This is a genomic window from Rhizorhabdus sp. GW822-FHT03C02 (assembly GCF_058801765.1).
The window spans coordinates 344,522-362,515 of the sequence record NZ_JBXANN010000005.1 but is presented as its reverse complement, the minus strand read 5'-3'; the positions used below and the strand labels follow the sequence as shown (position 1 = coordinate 362,515).

Annotated in this window: 17 protein-coding genes and 1 tRNA gene; 8 read left to right on the top strand and 10 right to left on the bottom strand. The window is 67.7% G+C overall.

Going from position 1 to position 17,994, the window contains the following annotated elements; all coding sequences use genetic code 11:
• Window positions 1-3 precede the first annotated feature (3 nt).
• A complete protein-coding gene (locus AC1RM6_RS15960) occupies window positions 4-1,140 on the bottom strand; it encodes a patatin-like phospholipase family protein (protein WP_493102885.1) in 1,137 nt (378 codons plus the stop codon).
• A 148-nt stretch (window positions 1,141-1,288) separates the two neighbouring features.
• Window positions 1,289-2,197, bottom strand: coding sequence for a DUF2171 domain-containing protein (locus AC1RM6_RS15955; protein ID WP_493102884.1), 909 nt, complete (start codon window positions 2,195-2,197; stop codon window positions 1,289-1,291).
• 239 nt (window positions 2,198-2,436) lie between these two features.
• Here AC1RM6_RS15955 and AC1RM6_RS15950 point away from each other — a divergent pair.
• The 4 genes from AC1RM6_RS15950 to AC1RM6_RS15935 all read left to right on the top strand — a co-directional run bounded on the left by AC1RM6_RS15950 (window position 2,437) and on the right by AC1RM6_RS15935 (window position 4,056).
• Window positions 2,437-2,512, top strand: a tRNA-Ala gene (locus tag AC1RM6_RS15950).
• A gap of 58 nt (window positions 2,513-2,570) precedes the next feature.
• Window positions 2,571-3,269 (top strand): uracil-DNA glycosylase, encoded by a 699-nt coding sequence (gene ung / locus AC1RM6_RS15945; protein ID WP_493102882.1) that lies wholly within the window; start codon window positions 2,571-2,573, stop codon window positions 3,267-3,269.
• A gap of 73 nt (window positions 3,270-3,342) precedes the next feature.
• Window positions 3,343-3,777, top strand: a complete 435-nt coding sequence (locus AC1RM6_RS15940) for a pyridoxamine 5'-phosphate oxidase family protein (protein ID WP_493102879.1) — start codon at window positions 3,343-3,345, stop codon at window positions 3,775-3,777.
• A gap of 60 nt (window positions 3,778-3,837) precedes the next feature.
• Window positions 3,838-4,056 carry a hypothetical protein gene (locus tag AC1RM6_RS15935; RefSeq protein ID WP_493102878.1) on the top strand — a complete coding sequence of 73 codons (219 nt, stop codon included), beginning with the start codon at window positions 3,838-3,840 and terminating at the stop codon, window positions 4,054-4,056.
• Between the two features lie 9 nt (window positions 4,057-4,065).
• Here AC1RM6_RS15935 and AC1RM6_RS15930 read toward each other — a convergent pair whose 3' ends face one another.
• The 3 genes from AC1RM6_RS15930 to AC1RM6_RS15920 form a co-directional block, all read right to left on the bottom strand.
• On the bottom strand, window positions 4,066-4,668 hold the full coding sequence (locus AC1RM6_RS15930; RefSeq protein WP_493102876.1) for a permease: 603 nt from the start codon (window positions 4,666-4,668) through the stop codon (window positions 4,066-4,068).
• A 111-nt stretch (window positions 4,669-4,779) separates the two neighbouring features.
• Window positions 4,780-5,337: a 2'-5' RNA ligase family protein gene (locus AC1RM6_RS15925; RefSeq protein WP_493102874.1), complete on the bottom strand. Its 558-nt coding sequence runs from the start codon at window positions 5,335-5,337 to the stop codon at window positions 4,780-4,782.
• Between the two features lie 2 nt (window positions 5,338-5,339).
• Window positions 5,340-5,891, bottom strand: coding sequence for a 2'-5' RNA ligase family protein (locus AC1RM6_RS15920; protein ID WP_493102872.1), 552 nt, complete (start codon window positions 5,889-5,891; stop codon window positions 5,340-5,342).
• 196 nt (window positions 5,892-6,087) lie between these two features.
• On the opposite strand from AC1RM6_RS15920, the gene AC1RM6_RS15915 reads away from it, so the two are divergent.
• The 4 genes from AC1RM6_RS15915 (at window position 6,088) to AC1RM6_RS15900 (ending at window position 10,248) form a co-directional block, all read left to right on the top strand.
• On the top strand, window positions 6,088-6,396 hold the full coding sequence (locus tag AC1RM6_RS15915; protein WP_493102870.1) for an alkylphosphonate utilization protein: 309 nt from the start codon (window positions 6,088-6,090) through the stop codon (window positions 6,394-6,396).
• Between the two features lie 238 nt (window positions 6,397-6,634).
• On the top strand, window positions 6,635-7,555 hold the full coding sequence (locus AC1RM6_RS15910; protein WP_493102868.1) for an intradiol ring-cleavage dioxygenase: 921 nt from the start codon (window positions 6,635-6,637) through the stop codon (window positions 7,553-7,555).
• A 159-nt stretch (window positions 7,556-7,714) separates the two neighbouring features.
• Window positions 7,715-9,094: a DUF1800 domain-containing protein gene (locus tag AC1RM6_RS15905; RefSeq protein ID WP_493102866.1), complete on the top strand. Its 1,380-nt coding sequence runs from the start codon at window positions 7,715-7,717 to the stop codon at window positions 9,092-9,094.
• A gap of 2 nt (window positions 9,095-9,096) precedes the next feature.
• Window positions 9,097-10,248, top strand: coding sequence for a DUF1501 domain-containing protein (locus AC1RM6_RS15900; protein ID WP_493102864.1), 1,152 nt, complete (start codon window positions 9,097-9,099; stop codon window positions 10,246-10,248).
• On the opposite strand, the gene AC1RM6_RS15895 is transcribed toward AC1RM6_RS15900, so the two are convergent.
• The 5 genes from AC1RM6_RS15895 to AC1RM6_RS15875 all read right to left on the bottom strand — a co-directional run bounded on the left by AC1RM6_RS15895 (window position 10,245) and on the right by AC1RM6_RS15875 (window position 17,834).
• Window positions 10,245-11,024 (bottom strand): arginine deiminase family protein, encoded by a 780-nt coding sequence (locus tag AC1RM6_RS15895; protein ID WP_493102862.1) that lies wholly within the window; start codon window positions 11,022-11,024, stop codon window positions 10,245-10,247. The two genes, AC1RM6_RS15900 and AC1RM6_RS15895, sit on opposite strands and share 4 nt — an antisense overlap.
• A gap of 22 nt (window positions 11,025-11,046) precedes the next feature.
• Window positions 11,047-12,033, bottom strand: coding sequence for a sulfotransferase (locus AC1RM6_RS15890; RefSeq protein WP_493102860.1), 987 nt, complete (start codon window positions 12,031-12,033; stop codon window positions 11,047-11,049).
• The gene (locus tag AC1RM6_RS15885; protein ID WP_493102858.1) at window positions 12,030-13,196 is read right to left on the bottom strand and encodes a glycosyltransferase family 4 protein; all 1,167 of its coding nucleotides are present in this window, start codon (window positions 13,194-13,196) and stop codon (window positions 12,030-12,032) included. The genes AC1RM6_RS15890 and AC1RM6_RS15885 overlap by 4 nt, the downstream gene beginning before the upstream one ends.
• Window positions 13,189-14,391, bottom strand: coding sequence for a CDP-glycerol glycerophosphotransferase family protein (locus tag AC1RM6_RS15880; protein ID WP_493102857.1), 1,203 nt, complete (start codon window positions 14,389-14,391; stop codon window positions 13,189-13,191). The genes AC1RM6_RS15885 and AC1RM6_RS15880 overlap by 8 nt, the downstream gene beginning before the upstream one ends.
• A gap of 227 nt (window positions 14,392-14,618) precedes the next feature.
• Window positions 14,619-17,834 carry an autotransporter domain-containing protein gene (locus AC1RM6_RS15875; RefSeq protein WP_493102855.1) on the bottom strand — a complete coding sequence of 1,072 codons (3,216 nt, stop codon included), beginning with the start codon at window positions 17,832-17,834 and terminating at the stop codon, window positions 14,619-14,621.
• Between the last annotated feature and the right edge of the window lie 160 nt (window positions 17,835-17,994).

Here is a 17,994-nt window from a genome sequence, read left to right as displayed (position 1 = left end):
ATGTCAGCGTGGGGTGAGGTCGAAGGCGGCGACCTTGCCGTCATAGATGTTGCGCGCGATCACCGCCGACTTGGTCATGGTCTCGGCGATCGCCTTGCGGCCCGCCTCGATATGCTCGGCCATCGTCCGCGCCGAAAATTCATAGTCGCGTGCCCCGCCTTCCCAGGCATTGGCACGGTAGATCAGCTGGACCAGGCTCAGCCCATATTCGTGGGTCATCGCCCTGACCGCGGCGACGTCGGGATCGTCGGCCATCGCCGCGGGCAGCTTCTTCAACAGCCGCTGCACCGCCTGATGTTCGCGGCGCAGCTTGAGCATCTGCGCCGAGACCTGCCGGGTCCGGCTCGAATATTGGATTTCCTTGGCGCGCGCGATCACGTCGCTCATCGTCCGTGGCGCCTCGTGCTGGGCGGCGAACAGGTCGACCTGGAAGACGAGCATGTCGGCCTCCTGATTGTCGACGACATGGGTGAGCGGGGTGTTCGAGACGATGCCCCCGTCCCACCACAGGCTGCCGTCGATCTCGACCGCGGGCAGCCCCGGCGGCAACGCCCCCGACGCCATGATGTGGCGCGCGTCGATGCGGTCGGTGCGGTTGTCGAAATAGCGGAAATTGCCGCTCTCGACCTCGACCGCGCCGACCGAGATCCGCATCGGGCCGTTGTTGAGCAGGTCCCAGTCGACCAGCTCGTCGAGGGTCTCGCGCAACGGCGCGCTCGAATAGAAGCTGGTCGCGCCCTCGCTGCCGGGCGGCGCCAGATAAGGCGAGAGCAGCCGTGGCCGGAAGAAGCCGGGCACCCCCGTCATCGCGACGGTCGCCGCCGCCATCTCGTGCAGCATCTCGCGCCCGCCGTCGCCGCCCCAGAACGGAAAGCTCGGCAGCGCGCCGGTCAGCCGCGTCCAGAAGGCCTTGAGCCGTTCGAGGCGCCGCTCGCACGGATTGCCAGCGATGATCGCGGCGTTGACCGCGCCGATCGAGATGCCGGCGACCCAGTCGATCTCGATCCGCGCAGCGTCGAGCGCCTCGTAGATGCCGACCTGATAGGCGCCGAGTGCGCCGCCGCCCTGAAGCACCAAGGCGACCTGGTCGGGCAGCGGCAATCCGGTGGAACTATGCTTGCGCGGCGCGACATCCGCCATTTCGAACCCGATCCGACTCTCGATATGTTGCGGCGCATCAAGCGCGTTATCGCGGCAAAGTTCCAGCGAAAAAGGGCCGACCCTAACGGCCGGCCCTTCCTCTCCCGGCGGCCCTCAGGGCCGCTCAAGCGCTGCGATCGATAATTGATCAATATGTGCCGGAAAAGGCCCGGTTGAGAATGTGCGGGCCGTCGCTGTGCTCGGTGTCCTTCCACGCCGCCTTCGCCTGGGCGGCGGTCCGGTTGATCTCGACCTTGTCGCCGACCTTGACGATCCACGACGACGGGATGCTGTGGTGATGGCCGCCGGCATCCTTGTCGGTGCGGGTCAGCAGGATGATGTCGCCGCGGACATGGTCGACCGTACCGATATGCTGGCCGTCGGATCCGACCACCTCCTGATGCTCCTGGATCTGGCGCAGCGACGAGCGCTGGCCGTCGCGGTTGGTGCGCCATGACCCGAAATCATCGTTGAAGCGCGACTGATGCTCACGGCGGTAATCGGCATAGTCGCGGTCGAGATCGTCGATCTGCCGCTGGCGCCATGCACGATAATTGGGATCGCGCCCCCAGCCGTCGTGATCGGGACCGGCGCCCAATCCGTAGCTGCTGGTCGCACCGGCACCGCGGCCGACCCCATAGGTCGCCCCGAAGCCGGCGTCCCAAGGGGCGGCACCCGCCATCAGCGGATCGACCGCGCCATAGCCCGATCCGTAATAATCGGCATAGCCATTGCGATCGGCGCTACCGTAGCGACGCTCATAGTCGCGCTGCTGGATACGCTCGTCCCAGCGGCGGCGGCGCTCGGCCTCCTCGTCGCCGAACCAGGACCGCACTTCGTCACCGGCACGGTCGAAGAAGCCACGATCGTCATAGTCATAGCCGCGCGGTCGCCGGTCGCCGCCGAAACGCTCGTCGGCGGTCCGGTTGTCGTCGAACCGGTCGGGCCGGCGCGCTTCGCGGTCGCGATAACCATAGGGTGTGTCCTGACGGTAGCGGCGATCGTCCTGATAGCGGTCGCGATGGCCTTCGTGGCGGCCGCCTCGTTCATAACCCATTGCATCCTCCTGATATTCTAAAAGGCGACCGGGCGGCGTCAAAGGGGAAAGCCGCCGCCCGATCTATGGGTGCAAAACGTCTCGAGCTGGGCGCCGTTCCTGCGGGACCGACCAACGGGGGCGGCACAGCGGCGGACCGTTGTGGCGCGGAACAGGGTCGTCGAGAGATTCGGTATCGGGGTGCAATCAGGGCATTGCATCGGCCATGCCGTGTCGCTAGAGGAGGCGCCGGCTGGTGCGGGGCTGTAGCTCAGATGGGAGAGCGCTGCAATCGCACTGCAGAGGCCAGCGGTTCGATTCCGCTCAGCTCCACCAGCCATCCTCCTTTGCAACATCGCTTTTCTTGCCTGCGATATTGCGTCATGGGGTCACCATGGCCGATGGTGTGAAACTCCACGAAAGCTGGCGCGAGCCGCTCAAACCCGAATTCGAGAGCCCCTATATGGCGGCGCTCAAGAGCTTCCTGCTCGCCGAGCGCGAGCAGGGCAAGCGGGTGTTCCCGGCGGGCGGCGAATGGTTCCGTGCGCTCGATCTCACCCCGCTCGACTCGGTGCGGGTCGTGATCCTCGGCCAGGATCCCTATCACGGGCTCGGCCAGGCGCATGGCCTGTGCTTCAGCGTGCGGCCCGGGGTGCGGCCGCCGCCGAGCCTGGTGAACATCTACAAGGAACTCCACACCGACCTCGGCCTCGCCCGGCCCGATCATGGCTTTCTCGAACATTGGGCGAAGCAGGGAGTGCTGCTGCTCAACAGCGTGCTCACCGTCGAGATGGGGCTGGCGGCCTCGCATCGCGAGCGTGGCTGGGAGCGGTTCACCGACGCGGTGATCCGGCTGGTCAACGCCAAGGCCGATCCGGTCGTGTTCATGCTGTGGGGCAGCTACGCTCAGAAGAAGGCGGCCTTCGTCGATTCGACCGACAAGGGCGGGCGCCATCTGGTGCTGAAGGCCGCGCACCCCTCGCCGTTGTCGGCGCATAACGGCTTTTTCGGCTGCCGCCATTTCTCGAAGGCCAATGGCTTTCTCGAGGCGCATGGGCTGGCGCCGATCGACTGGTCGCTGCCGCCGGTCTGATATTGCGCCGGTCGGGCGGAGCCCGGTCGCCCGTTCCGCGTTCTTGGAATCGAAACCAAGAAGGAGAGCGATGATGGCGAGCAGAACCCTGGCCGATCTGTCCGAAAAGATGCGCGACATCGATTTCACGATGTTCTCGACCCGCACCGAAGGCGGCGCGCTGGGCGCGCGGCCAATGAGCAACAATCGCGAAGTCGATTATGACGGCGACAGCTATTATTTTGCCTATGACGATGCGCTGATGGTCGACGACATCGCCCGCGACCCGCAGGTCGGACTGAGCTTCCAGGGCTCGTCGGGCGTGCTGTGGCAGCGTCCCTTCTTCGTCGCGGTCGAAGGGCGCGCCGAACTGATCCACGACAAGGGCCGATTCGAGCAACATTGGACCAAGGGGCTCGATCGCTGGTTCGAGGACGGCGTCGACACGCCTGGGCTGGTGATGATCCACGTCCATGCCGAGCGCATCCATTATTGGGATGGCGAGGACGAAGGCGAATTGCGGGTGTGAGATCGGCCGAGGGCGAGCGGCGGCCTTGTGCCGCCGCCGCGCCCGACCGATATGGGGATCATGAACCTGATCTCGATCCTCATCGGCCTCGTCGCGCTCGGTTTCGCGATGGTCGCCTTCGTGCCGCTGCTCGGCTGGCTCTATTGGTTCATCATCCCGATCGCGCTGCTGGGACTCGGGATCGGCTCGCTGGCGCGCGGTACCGCCGGGCGCAATCTCAACATGGTGGTGATCGTCGTCGGCGTGATCCGGCTGATCATCGGCCACGGCATCTTCTGACCGGACGTATCACACGCCCTTGTTGAGCAGAGCCTCGACCGCGTTGATGTCGCCCGCGGTGAAGGCGAGGCCGCTCGGCTTGTCGGCAGGCGCGGCGTAGAAGAAGAAGGGGGTGCCGAAGCCGCCGCCCTCGATCAGTTCGTTGGCGATATTGGTCGCCGCCGCCTGCACCTGGTCGGCGATCGCCGGATTGTCCGAGTCGGCGCGCGCGGTCAGCTTGCCCGCCATATATTGCTCATATTCGGCGGCGGTGGTGGTCGAACGGTAGAGATAGTTGAGGATGTGGCGATCCTCGCCCGGCCAGGGGTAGACGATGTAGCGCATCTCGAGATGGCGAAAGCCGTTGGCATAGAGATGATGCACACCCTGGCAGACCAGGCAGCTGCGGTTGGTGAACATATAGCAGACGTCGCCCGACGGATTGCCCTCGCTGGCGGGCGCGCGGATCGCGGGAAGCGACTGGATCAGCGGCCAGAAGGTCGCGAGCGCGCGCTGGAGCGGATCGTCCTCGAGTTCATATTGCAGGACCTGCGCCTGCAGGACGCCGAGCGGCATGGTGCCAAGAGCGAACGCCGAACCCAGCGCCAGCAGTCGTCGCCTGTCGATTTCCATGACCGTCCCACCCACGCACCGCAACATCCGCCGAGCTTTTGCCTCACGGCGACTGTTGCGTCCATCCCGAGCGATCAGACGGGTGAAGCGCCTGCGACCGCCAGCGATCGTTCAGAACAGGCGCAATTGTTCGGAGAGCGGCCAGCGCCCGAGCGCAACATGTTCGGTGATGCCGACCAGACTGTGGATCAGCACCAGATCGCCCGCATGCCAATGGATCGGCCTGATCGGACCGACCTTCGGTTCGAGCGGCCCATAGCCCAGCGTGACATGCGGGTTGAAATTCCAGCCGCGTCGGGCGCGAATTTTCCGGCCCTGCCGCATTGCGGCCAGTTGCGCATGGAGGTCCTTCAACGCGGCGGTCCCCGTCGGTGCGAGCGCGCTCGTCCCGTTCCAGCTCGTCGACCGGGTCAGGTGGAAATCGAACGCGGCGACCGATATCGCCTCGGCGACGGCGGTCATGTCGTCGACGAGCATCGCCGAGGGCGGCGTCGCCATGTCGTCGATCATGTCCAGCGTCAGGTGGAAACGATCCTTGCGTATCCGCCCGCCGACGAAGGTCTGGCGTCTGCATTCGAGATCGATCCGGTCGGCGACGATCACCGGCGGCAGCAGCGCGAAGAAGAGCTGGTGCAGCGGTTCACGCGCTGCTGCAGCCCGCGCCGCCACGATCAGTCTCCGAGCGCCCAGCGGGCCAGCACGCGATGCTCGGTCAGGCCCAGCAGGCTGTGGATCAGCACGACCTCGTCGGCACGCCAGCTGATCGGCCAGATCTGCTTGCGATAGGTCTCGCGGGCGCCATAGGCGATCGTCACATGCGGATCGAAACGATAGCCGCGGCGCGTCCAGCCGGGCACCGCCGCCATCGCCAGCCCGAGCTTCTCCTGGAACGCCTTGAGCACCGGCATATGGTCGCCGGGTCGCAGCACGACATGGTCGCCATTGCTGACCGCCTCCTGCAGCGCGATCCTGAGCGGCGGACCACTGAGCGCAGAAGCCGCCTCGATCACATCGCCGACCAGTTCGGTCGAGGGCATGAACGGCAGGTCGAGCGGGAACAGCGTCATGTGCAGCCGATGATCGAGCATCCGCGTGCGCACCGGCCCGATCATATCGCGGATCGCGCCGATCTCCTCGATCGCCCCCTCGGTCGGGCGCAGGGCGAAAAACAGGCGGTGAAAGACAAGTTGCTCAGGATCGTCGTGCCGTCGGAGCTGCGTCATCGGGATACTCCCTCTTCGCGTTCGTGCCGCCCGCCATATGGAACAAAACAGGAACATTGTCCAGTCTTTATCCACAGCCCCAACGAATGGCGACTCGCGGGGTTCACTGCTCAGCCAAATTGGCTGTGGATAAGCTTCGCGTGGCTTTGGCGGCGCGGCCATGTATGCCGCGTCCGGCTATCGAGAGGACCGAAGAATGCAGGGTGAAGACGAAGATTTCGTCTATGACGAGGCGAGCGGCGAATGGATCAGCGCCGCCGACGCGCGGGCCAAGGCGACCGACGTCGACGGCATCGAAGTCCGCGATGCGGTGGGCAATCTTCTCGCCGACGGCGATCAGGTGACCCTGATCAAGGATCTCGTGGTCAAGGGCGCCGGACAGACATTGAAGCGCGGCACGCTGATCAAGTCGATCCGCCTGACCGGCGATGCGCAGGAAATCGACTGCAAATTTGACGGGATCAGGGGCCTCGTCCTGCGCGCGGAGTTCGTGCGCAAGCGCTGAAGGCGCGTTTGGGTGCGCCTTTGGCGCATGCCGCCTCGAAAATGCGCTCTTCCGCGCATTTTCCAAACAGGCTTTGAGCGCCTGCGCGACCGTTTGTAACAGAAGATGGCAGGCCGTCGTTACCTTGCCGCAAGGTTGGGACATCCACGCGCAACGGCGCCGGCGCATCTGGTCGGGAGAGGAGCGCGGGTGGACCCCCATCGATATCCGCGCTCCTCACCACCGGAGAGGCGTTGGCATGAATCACGACATCGAAGACCATGATCGCGGCCTCGCGCACGATCTCGAGATCATCGCACGGCAGATGATGGGCCGCCGCCGCGCGCTCGCCCTCTTCGCCGGCGCCGGCACCAGCGCGTTGCTCGCCGGCTGCGGCGGGGGCGGTGGCACCGATTCGAGTTCGTCGACGACCGCGTCGACGTCGACGACGAGCACCACCACGACCGGAACGACGACCACCACGGGCACGACCACCACCACAGGTACGACCACGACGACGACCGGCCAGTGCATCGCCGATCCGGCCGAGACCGCAGGACCCTATCCCGCCGACGGCACCAACAGTTCGAGTGGCTCGACCAGCAATGTCCTGGTGCAGAGCGGCGTCGTGCGCAGCGACATCCGGGCGAGCTTCATCAGCTCGACCACGGTCGCCCAGGGGGTGCTGACCACGATCACCCTGACCGTCGTCAACGTCAACAACAGCTGCGCGCCGCTGTCGGGCTATGCCGTCTATCTGTGGCACTGCAACGTCGATGGCAATTACTCGCTCTACAGCGTGCCGACCGAAAGCTATCTGCGCGGGATCCAGGTCACCGACGCCAATGGCCAGGTCACCTTCACCACCATCTTCCCCGCCTGCTATTCGGGCCGCTACCCGCATATGCATTTCGAGATCTTCTCGAGCCTGTCGGGCGCGACCAGCGGCCGGGTCGCGCTGCTGACCTCGCAGCTGGCGATGCCGCGCGACGTCTGCAACACCGTGTTCGCGACCAGCGCCTACAGCAGCAGCGTCAGCCGCTTCGCCAGCGTGACCACGTCGAACGACAATGTCTTCGGCGACAACACGACGGCGCAGATCGCGGCGATGACCCCGACGATGACCGGCAGCGTCGCGGCGGGCTATGTCGCGACCGTGACGATCGGCGTCGCGCTCTGACCGGCTCCCATCGCCGGCCCGCATTTTTTCCCTTTCGCTGGCGGTAAATCGACACCGTTCAGCTCAGCGCAATCGCCAGACGCGCATCGACGCCGTAGGAAATCGAACCTCCGGCAAGAAAGAAGCGACGGATTTCCGCCGCTTGTGCGTTGAAGCCCTATGAAGGATATCGACACCGCCATCGCGCTCAACCGTTTCGGTCTCGGCGCGCGTCCCGATCAGCCGCCGCCGGCCGACCCGAAGCGCTGGCTGCTCGACCAGTTCGGCCGCTACGAGGTGCGCCCGGCGGCGTGGGCGGCGATGCGGTCGACCCCCGACCTCGCCCGCGACTTCACCGACGACCGGATGGACATGAAGACGTCGACCGGCGACGCGAAGATGGCGGTGCACAAGCAGCTGCGCGACGACAGCATGGAAGTCTACCGCCAGGGCGTGAACGCCCGCGGCGCCAGCGCGATCATGACCTCGACCCCGTTCGTCGAGCGGCTCGTCCATTTCTGGGCCAATCATTTCGCGCTGTCGGCGGAGAAGCTGGCGATCCTGCCCTATATCGCCTCATTCGAGGCCGAGGCGATCCGTCCCAACGTCCTCGGCAAGTTCGAGACGATGCTGCTCGCGGTCGAACGCCATGTCGGGATGGAGCTCTATCTCGACCAGGATCGCTCGGTCGGCCCCGACAGCCCCTTCGCGGTGCGCGCGGCGGCGACCGGCAAGAAGCGCGGCCTCAACGAGAATCTCGCGCGCGAGATCATGGAGCTGCACACGCTCGGGGTGCGTTCGGGCTATACCCAGGCCGACGTCACCGAACTGGCCCGGGCGATGACCGGCTGGGGGATTGGCGGGCTCGGTCAGGCGCCGCGCACCGACGGCGGCCAGCCCGGCACCTTCCAGTTCCGCGCGGGGCTGCACGAGCCCGGCCGCCGCACGATCCTCGGCAAGGTCTATGATCAGCAGGGCGAGGCGCAGGCGCGGGCGATCTTCCACGATCTCGCGCTGGCGCCGGCGACCGCCAACCATATCGCCACCAAACTCGCCCGCCATTTCGTCGCCGACGATCCGCCGCCGGCGCTGGTGCGCCGACTGTCCGACGCCTATCGCGCCAGCGGCGGCGACCTGCCGACGCTGTACCGCACCTTGATCGAGGCCCCCGAGGCCTGGGCGCCGGCGCCGACCAAGTTCAAGACGCCATGGGACTGGTTCCTGTCGGTCGGGCGCGGCATCGGCATGCGCGAGCTCGGCGAGGTCGACGTGTCGCGGGTGATGCAGCAGCTCGGCCAGCCGGTGTGGAAGCCGGGATCGCCGGCCGGCTATGACGACATCGCCGCGAGCTGGGCCGCGCCCGATGCGCTGGTCCGCCGGGTCGAGGTCGCGCAGCGTTTCGCGTCGCGGATCGGCGACCGGCTGTCGTCGGACAAGCTCGCCCCGCAACTGCTCGGCGGCACGCTGAGCGAGGCCACTGCCAAGGCGATCGCCGGGGCCGACAGCCCGCCGACCGGGCTGGTGCTGCTGTTCGTGTCGCCCGAGTTCCAGAGGAGATGACGATGAATCTCGACCGTCGCGCCTTTCTTCGTTCGGCCGGCCTCGGCGCGGGCCTGTTCTTCGTCGCCCCCCAGCTCGCGATGGCGGTCGCGCCGGGCAAGCGCCGCTTCGTGTTCGTGATCCAGCGCGGCGCCGCCGACGGGCTCGACACCGTCATTCCCTATGCCGATCCGAGCTATGCGAAGCTGCGCGGCGCGATGGCGATCGATCCGGCGACCGCGACCAAGCTCAACGGCAGCTTCGCGCTCCACCCCTCGCTGGTCGAGACCGCGAAAATGTACCAGCAGGGGCAGGCGGCGTTCGTCCATGCGGTCGCCTCGCCCTATCGTGACCGCTCGCATTTCGATGCGCAGAATGTGCTCGAGACCGGTGGTCTGAGCCCTTATGCGATCAAGGATGGCTGGCTCAACCGCTTGGTCGGGCTGATGCCGCGGCGCGAGGACGAGGCGATCGCCTTCGCCTCGACCCTGCCGCTGGCGATGCGCGGCCCGGTGAGCGTCGCCTCCTACGCCCCCTCGGCGTTGCCGCAGGCGACCGACGATCTGCTGATGCGGGTCGGCCAGCTCTACAATGGCGACACCCAGCTCCACGGCCTGTGGTCGGCGGCAATGGAAGCGCGCGGCCTCGCCGGCGACAGCGGCGCCCGTCAGGATCCGGCGAGCCTCGGCCGGCTCGCCGCGACCTTCCTGTCGAAACCGAACGGGGTGCGGATCGCGATGCTCGAAATGGGCGGCTGGGACACCCATAGCGGCCAGACCGGCCGCCTCACCCAGCAGCTCAAGCAGCTCGACGCGATGCTCGCGGCATTGCGCACCGGACTCGGCCCGGCGTGGAGCGACACCGTCGTGCTGGTCGCGACCGAATTCGGGCGCACCGCGGCGGCCAACGGCACCGGCGGCACCGATCATGGCACCGGATCGGCGGCGCTGCTGCTCGGCGGTGCGCTCAAGGGCGGGCGGGTGATCGGCGATTGGCCGGGCCTCGCCCCCTCGGCGCTGCTCGAGGGCCGCGATCTCAAGCCGACCACCAATCTCGACGCGCTGATCGCCGGCACCGCCGCCGAAACGCTCGGCCTCGACCCGGCGCTGGTCGCGCGCACATTGTTCCCGACCGGCACGGTCAGGCCGGTCGAGGCGATCGTGCGGGCGGCTTAGGCCTTCCAGCGGAGCGAGAGGCAGGTCAGTCCGGCGTCGATCCGTTCGATATGGCTGGTGTCGACCGCGATCAGGTCGTAGCCCGCCTGGGCCAGCCGGTCGGCGGTGCGGCGATGCTGGCCCGGGACGATCAGCCGGTCGTTGATCCGCAGCACATTGGCGGCGGGCAGTTCGGCGGGATCGACGATGATCAGCCGGAAGCCTTCGAACAGCCCGCTCGCCGCGGCGGCGGGCGTCGCCACCATCGTCTCCTCGTCGGCGAGGCTCGCCTGGGTCTTGAGGTGGAGCGCGACCCGCGGCGGATCGACGATCCGCGCGGTCCTGCCGAAATCCTCGAGCAGCCTGGCGAGGGCGGCAGCGCCGGCGCGATCGGTCCGCTCCGACAGGCCGATCATCACGCAGGCCGGAGTGACGAGGATATCACCGCCATCGACCTGCCCGGCCGCCACCGCCTCGATCCGCCCGAAGCGTTCGGCAAGCGCCGCGTGGAGCAGCGCCGCCTCGCCACGCCGGCTCGGCGCGCCCGGGCGCAGCATGATCGCGCCCTCGGTGAACACCAGCGCGGGATCCTCGACGAAGATCGCGTCGGGATGCGCATCGACCGGATCGAGCCGCTCGACCGCGACCCCGGCTTCGGTCAGTGCCGCCGCATAGGCCATATGTTCGGCGAGCACGCCCGCGAAGGTCGGCCCAGGGCCGTCATGGGCGCGCAACCCGTCGACGACCGAGGGCGAGGGGTGACGGACGATGGCCCGGTCGAAATCGAAGCAGCGCATCGCCCCATCTAACCGAACCGCGTCAGGATGCGTAGAGCCGCTGCCATCGGCTGGGTACCGGCGTGGGCACGCTGGAGAATGTCGCCGCCGGCCAGTGCCCGCCGATCCGATCGGCCAGCACGCGGTTGCCGTCGCGATATTCGGCGTCGATCATCGTCAGCAGGTCGGGGCCGAGCAGATCGCCGGTGCCGAGCGGGCGGCCGAAGCGCCCGCTCGCGCCGGCGCGGCGCATCAGCCGGCGGCTGGTCTTGTACCAATAGGGGATGTGGACCAGGCAGCTCTTGTCGGCGACCGCGCGCGCGGTGAAGCGGTTGGCGATCCGCATCGCGATCAGCAACGCCCGGCTGAGCGCGGGATTGGCGCAGCCGAGGTCGAGCCGCTCGATCGGCACCTCGAGGCCATGGTCCCGCGCGAAACCCCGCAGGAAACCATGTGGTCCGGCGCGGAAATCCTCGTAGCGATAGACATGGACCCGGTCGCGGCCGAACAGCGCATCATAGTGCGCGATCAGCCGGTGATAGGCGAAATGCTCGAAGCGGAAGCACGGCACTTCGTCATGTTCGGGGGCATTGGGGCTGAGCCAGCTGCGCCCGAGCAGATAGCGGTGGATGCCATGGGTGCCGCCGCCCTTCACATATTGGAGATAGGCCGACGCGATCGCATCGGCTTGGTTGCGCACGACGATGACGATGCGCGCATCGGGCAGCGCCGCCTTGATGCGATGACCGACGTCCTTCGACAGGCAGCCGGCGAGCCCGCCATTGTGGAGCCCGCCGCTCAGATTCTCCTCGCACAGGATCGCGCGGTCGAGATCGGGGCCGAGCCTGCGTCGAGCGGTCGCGCCGTCATATTCGAAGGCGCCGGGAGTCAGCAGCGCGGCGCGGACCTGGCGCTGTGCGATATAGCGACGCCCTTCGACCGCGGGATAGAAATGCCGCTGAAACCAGGTCGTCGCGGTCTTGTGATAGCCGATATGGACGATCGGCCCGGTCGTCGGATGAGCGCTCATGCCGCGGCCCTTGCCGGACCCGGACAGAACAGGCGGCTCGAGACCGTGATCGCACCGAGGCAGATCAGGCTGTGGCGCTGCCATGACAGATTTTCGGCGGCCCAGCGGCGCGCGCGCTCGCCGACCGCCGCGCACAGCGCGCGATCCGACAGCAGCGCGGTGAGCGCGTCGTGGATCGCCTCGACCGACCGCCCGTCGACGACGAAGCCGGTCTCGCCGTCGCGGATGAACTCAGACGGGCCGCCATCCTTGCCGACGATGCAGACCAGCCCGCGCGCCATCGCATCGGCGACGCTGATCCCGAATCCCTCGATCTCGCGCCCGTCCTCGAGTGCGATCTGCGGATGGAGGAAGATGTCGGCCTCGGCCTGGAGCTGTTCGAGCAGGATATCGTCGACATAGCCGAGCAACTGGACCTGGCCGCCCATCGCCATATGGTCGATCCGGTCCTGCAGCTGCTCCATCTGCTCGCCGCGGCCGACGATCGCATAGTCGAGCCGGTGGCCGTCATAGAGCGTCGAGGCCACCGCCATCAGCGCGCCGCCGATATTCTTGCGCGGGACCAGCCGGCAGACGGTCAGCAGCTGGGCGGGGCCGATACCGCGCGCGAAGATGGTCGGGGCGGGCCGTGCGGGGGCCGGGGCGGTGCCGTTCCAGGCGACGACGATCTTGTCGGCGAGCTGCGGCAGCCGCTCGAGCAGCAGTGCGCGGGTGGTCTCGCTGACCGCGACGATCCTGGTCGCGCGTTCGAGCACGAAGCGCATCAGCCGGAACGCCGCCCCGCGCGGCCGGCCGATCTCGCGGCCATGGACGGTGACGATCAGCGGCACGTCGAACGACAGCGCCGGGATCGCCGCGCGCCAGGTGCAGGCATGGATCGCCTGCGGGCGCGGCATCGTCTTCCAGGCCTCGCGCAGCGCGCGCGCCAGTTTGGCATAGACGCCGAGCCGCGATCCCGGGCCGACGTCGATCAGCCGGTTGTCGCCCTGCTGCGCCTGCCTCGGGCCGATCGACGACTGGATGAACATCGTCACCGTCCAGTCGAGCTCGGCATAGGCCGATCCGACTTCGCGCGCGTAGGTCTGCACCCCGCCCTCGTCGGGGGCGAACACCCGCGAGACCATCCAGATCGCGGAGCCCGTCGACGCTGCGCGCTCAGTCATGACGCGCCCGGCGCAGCACGAAATCGCCGATCGCGCGGGCGGCGCGGGCGGCGCTGCTCTGGTCGCGAATGTCGAACGTGTCGCGCAGCCCCCTCCACTGCGCGGGCAGGTAGACGTCATGGTCGGCGCGGGCCCTGTCGACCGCGTCGATCAGCCCGGCGGCATCGTCGAGCACCGGCCCATAATACCAGTGGCGGTAATTGGGATCGTCCTCCCACGCCGCCTCATGCCCGTTGAGGAACAGGCAGGGGCGCGGCATCTGCATATATTCGTAGATCTGGCTGCTGACGTCGCCCAGATAGACGTCGGCGATCGCCGGATAGGTCATGTCGCACGACATCGTGCTGCCCAGATCGACATGGATATTGGGCAGCCCCGCGAACGGCGCCAGCGCGCGTTCGGCCTGGGCGCGCTCGCGGCGATTGTCGAACAGCTTCACATGCGGCGCGACGATCAGATTGTAGCGCGGGTCGCCCGCGAACTTGCGCACCACCTCCTCGCCGAACGCGAACCAGGACGACAGCCGCTTGTTGCAATGCGGGTTGTAGAGCACCGTCGGCCGGTGCTCGGCGAACAGCCTGGGCAGGGTCGGGCGCAGCCAGTCGACCGCGTCGAACTTGGGATAGCCGACCACCGCATGCGCCCCTTCACGGATCAGCCCGGCCTCGAGCATCCGCCGCTGCTGCTTCTCGCCCGCGACCAGTGCGAAATCGAACTGGCGGATGCGCCTGTCATAGCCGACAGCGCGGTCGCCGGCGCCGTGCGCGGTGTGCACGAACAGCGGCCGGTGCACGCCGAGATGGCGCAGCAGCAAAGACGTGCGCTCGGGCACGACGATCGCGTCGAACTGCGCCAGCCGCCGCGCCGACGCGGCGAGCGTCAGCAGCTTGGGCGGGATCGACGATCCGGTCATCCGCGCCATCGCCTGCAGCCGCGGGCCGCCGGCGACCTCGAACTGGATCGGCCCAGCCTGCGCCGCATCGACCAGCCGGCGGGCGAGGTCGACATGCGCCTGGGTCGCCGCGAGCATGCACACGGTGAAGCGCGGATCGCGCGACATCTCGATCGCGATCGGCGCGACGTGCAGGACCTGGTGGACCTGCGCGTTCAGGAAGAAGCAGACGCGGCGCGGGGCGAGGCGCGTCCAGCCCATGGTGGTCGACGCCACCAGCTCTTGGCTTTCCAGGAAGGTCATGCTGCTTCTCCGATCGGGGGAGCAACAGAGTGGGACGCGCGCGTATCGCGCGAATGTCCGCTTTTTTGCGCCGACATTGCGTCGATGAAATCTTTCGGAGGGTGCGACGGCCTCGCCTACTCCACAGACTCCAAATCCCGTTCGTGTCGAGCGAAGTCGAGACACGCTATGCTACCGCGGGGTGTCTCGACTTCGCTCGACACGAACGGATCAATCGGAACCCCCGCTTACAACCCGATCCGCAGCGACGCCCGCACCGCCAGCGCGGTGCGGCTCTGCTGCTGCTCGGCGCTGACCTCGCCGCCGATCCGGAAATCCTCGTTGCCGCCGGTCACCCGCACCCGGCCGAGATAGCCGCTCGCGCGCTCCTCGGCGGTCAGCCGATACTGGTCGCCGTCGGTATAATTTGCGACAGTGTCGCCCAGCGCGCCGGCGAGGATCTGTCGGCGGCCGCCCTCGATCTCGATTCGCGAGAAGCTGCCCTCGCGTTCGTTGCGGCTGAGCTCATAGCCGATCGCGACCGTTCCGCTGGCGGCGAGTTCGTCGCTGGTGCGGTGTGCGATCGACAGGTCGAACGCGGTGCCGCCGCCGCTCTCGCTGTGCGCCTGTTCGCTCAGCCGATAATAGTCGATGCTCGCGACCGGGCGGATCGAGAAGCTGCCGAACCGCGCCTGGTACGAAACCCCGCCGCCGGCCGAGGCGAGCAGCGCCCCCCAGCTGTCCTTGGCGGTGCGCTCGATGTCGTCACCGTCGAGGGTGCCGCTGAAATAGCGGTGGGAGCGCAGTGACAGATGCGCGATCGATCCGCGGGCATCGGCGTGGAGGCCGCCCCACTCGCCGCTCCAATAGCCGGTCAGCTCGAACTGGCTGGCGAACAGATTGTTGCGGTTGTGCGGCACCGTCACCTCGTCGGCCATATAGGCGAGCGACACCCCGACCCGGCCGAGTCCGCCGATCCGCTGGTCCATGCCGCCGCCGAAGCCCCAGCCGCGCGCGGTATAACCTTCGTTGGCGTCGAGCTTCTTGGTCGTCGTCCAGCCGATCTCCTGCAACCAGAAGCCGGTGCTGCCGAACTGGAAGCGCGGGGTGCCGTCGTCGGCCGCGGCGCGCGCGAAGGCGCGCGAGCCCTGGGTCGCCGCCTCGAACACCCCGCCCGATTCGATCGGCATCATCTGCGCATAGGCGTTCAGGAACGTCGATTGGGTGGTCAGGCTGGTGAACACCCCCGCCATCTCGTCGTCGGTGCCGAGCGCCTTGTAGATCGCGTCATAGGCGGCGGCGCGCGACCGGGTCAGGCCGAGCTCGCTCGCGCTCTTGCGGCGCAGGTCGACATTGACGAAGCCGGCGCCGTCGTCGGCGCTGATCGTTCCGACATACAGATAAGGCAGGTTGGTGGTCACCGCCGCCAGGCCGGCACTGCCGGTCAGCGTGCCCGCGGTCAGCACGGTGAAGCTCTGCGCTCCGTCGACCAGGCTCGAGACGCTGATCGACAGCTTGGCGCCGCTCGCGATGCTGGCCGTGCCGGCGACGTCGAACCGGGTGCTGGTGCCCGCGACCGGATCGACGGTGATCCCCAGCACGCCCGCCGACCCGATCGACAGCGACGACAGCGCGACCGTCGGCGTTCCGGTCAGCTTGAGGCTGCCGTTGGTCAGGCTGAGCGCCAATCCGCCGCCGCTGTCGATCGCCCCGCTGAAGCTGGCGCCGCCGTCGATCGTCAGGCTGTTCGCGCCCGCGCCGAAGCTCGCGGTCCCGCTATAGGCCGAGGTTCCCGCCAGCGTCAGACTGTCGTCGCCCGCGCCGAGGTCGAGATCGCCGGTCAGCACCGTATCGCCGCTCAGCGCGATCACATCGTCACCGGCCCCGGTCGAGATCGCGCCGGTGATCCTGCCGTCGGACGCGCTGATCCGGTCGTTGCCCGATCCGGTCAGGATCGCGCCGGCGATCACCGGCGCGGCGGCGTCCGTGACGCTGCTCAGCGACTGGTCGATCGACACGCCGGAACTGTTGGCCGACAGATCGATCGCGGTCGCCGCCGAAATCGTGCCCTGGTTGACGATCGCGGTCAGGCTGCCGCTGAGGTCGGCGATGCCGGCGGCGGTGCCGGTACCGAGTGTGGTGGCGCTGATCGTCCCGCTGTTGGTGAGGCTGGAGACGGTCGCGCCGCTGCGGATCAGCACCGCCCAGGACGAGATCATGTCGCTGCTGGTACCCTGCGCGGTGATCGTGCCGCTGTTGACGATCGCCGGCACCGACGCGCCCGCACCGATGTCGATCGCGGTCGCGCTACCCGCGACCGTATAGGCGCCGATCGTCCCGCTGTTCGAAAGCCCGCCGGCGATCGAGACCGTACCGCCGAGCCCGCCGATCTGCAGCGCGGTCGCGTCGAACGTGCCGAACGTGGCATAGGATTCGATCAGCCCCTTGTTGACCAGGCCGTAGGCAATGCCCGACACCGCCCCGATCGCGATCGCATTGCTGGCCGATCCGATCCGCAGCGCCGGGGCGCTGCCATAGGAATAGATCGCGTTGGTGCTCTCGCTGCTATCGGCGACCCCGTCGCCATCCTCGTCGGTGTTGCCGGTGTCGGTATCGGTCGGCGGCGCGTCGAGCAGCACCCCGCCGCTGACGCTGCCGGCGATGCTCACCGCCGGTCCGCCCTGCAGCAGGTCGTCGGCATCGAGCGCGGCCAGCGCGGCCGAGGTGGTCACCGAGGTCGATCGATAGCCGGTTGCGGTCGTGGTGCCCTGCAGGGTCAGCGACCCTGCGATGTCGCCGTCGATCGCCAGCGCGGTCGCGTTGGCCCCGACCACCGACACTGTGCCCCCCATCACCACATTGCCGGTGACGCGGTTCAGGTGGATGCCATAGCTGTTGTCGCCGGTGACCGCGATCGTTCCGCTTTCGGTCAGGTTGCCGACCAGCGTCCCGTCGATCGCGATGCCCGCCGACGCATTGCCCTCGATCGTCGTCGTGCCGCTGTCGACGATATTGCCGGTGAAGCTGCCGGTGCCGGCGATGTGGACGCCATAGCGCCCGGTGCCGGTCGCCAGCGGGCCGTCATTGTCGCCGTCGCTGTCGCTGTCGGTCGCGGTGGTCGATTCGGTCAGGCTGATCGTGCCGCTGTTGGTGATCGTGCCGGCCAAGCCCGTTGTGCTGGTCGTCGTCGCGCCGATGCCGGTGGCATTGTCGACATCCTCGAAGCTGATCGTGCCGGCGTTGGTGACGCTGTTGTTGCTGTCGATCGTCACCGCTGTGCCGGCGGTGGGCTTCACGCTGCCGGCGCTGGTGATGCTGATGTCGTCGGCGGCGCCCGACGCGGCGGTCGACGTGCTCAGATTGGCGGTGCTCGCGGTCGATATGCTGGTGGCCGCCCACGCCGCGGGGGAGGACGTCATCAGCGCCACCGGCGTGAGGCAGGTGGCAGCGAGCAATGTGCGCATGGGGGCTCCGGGCTGGTTGAGCCCCGACCCCTGGTCGCATCGCTTTGCCTATCCATGTCGAAATATTGCGAAATATTTCGGCGCCGATGCATATTGCGCAAAAGCGTCGAGCGGAAACGCCTGACGCTCGTCGAGCGGAATCAGTGGTGCGTCGATCCGC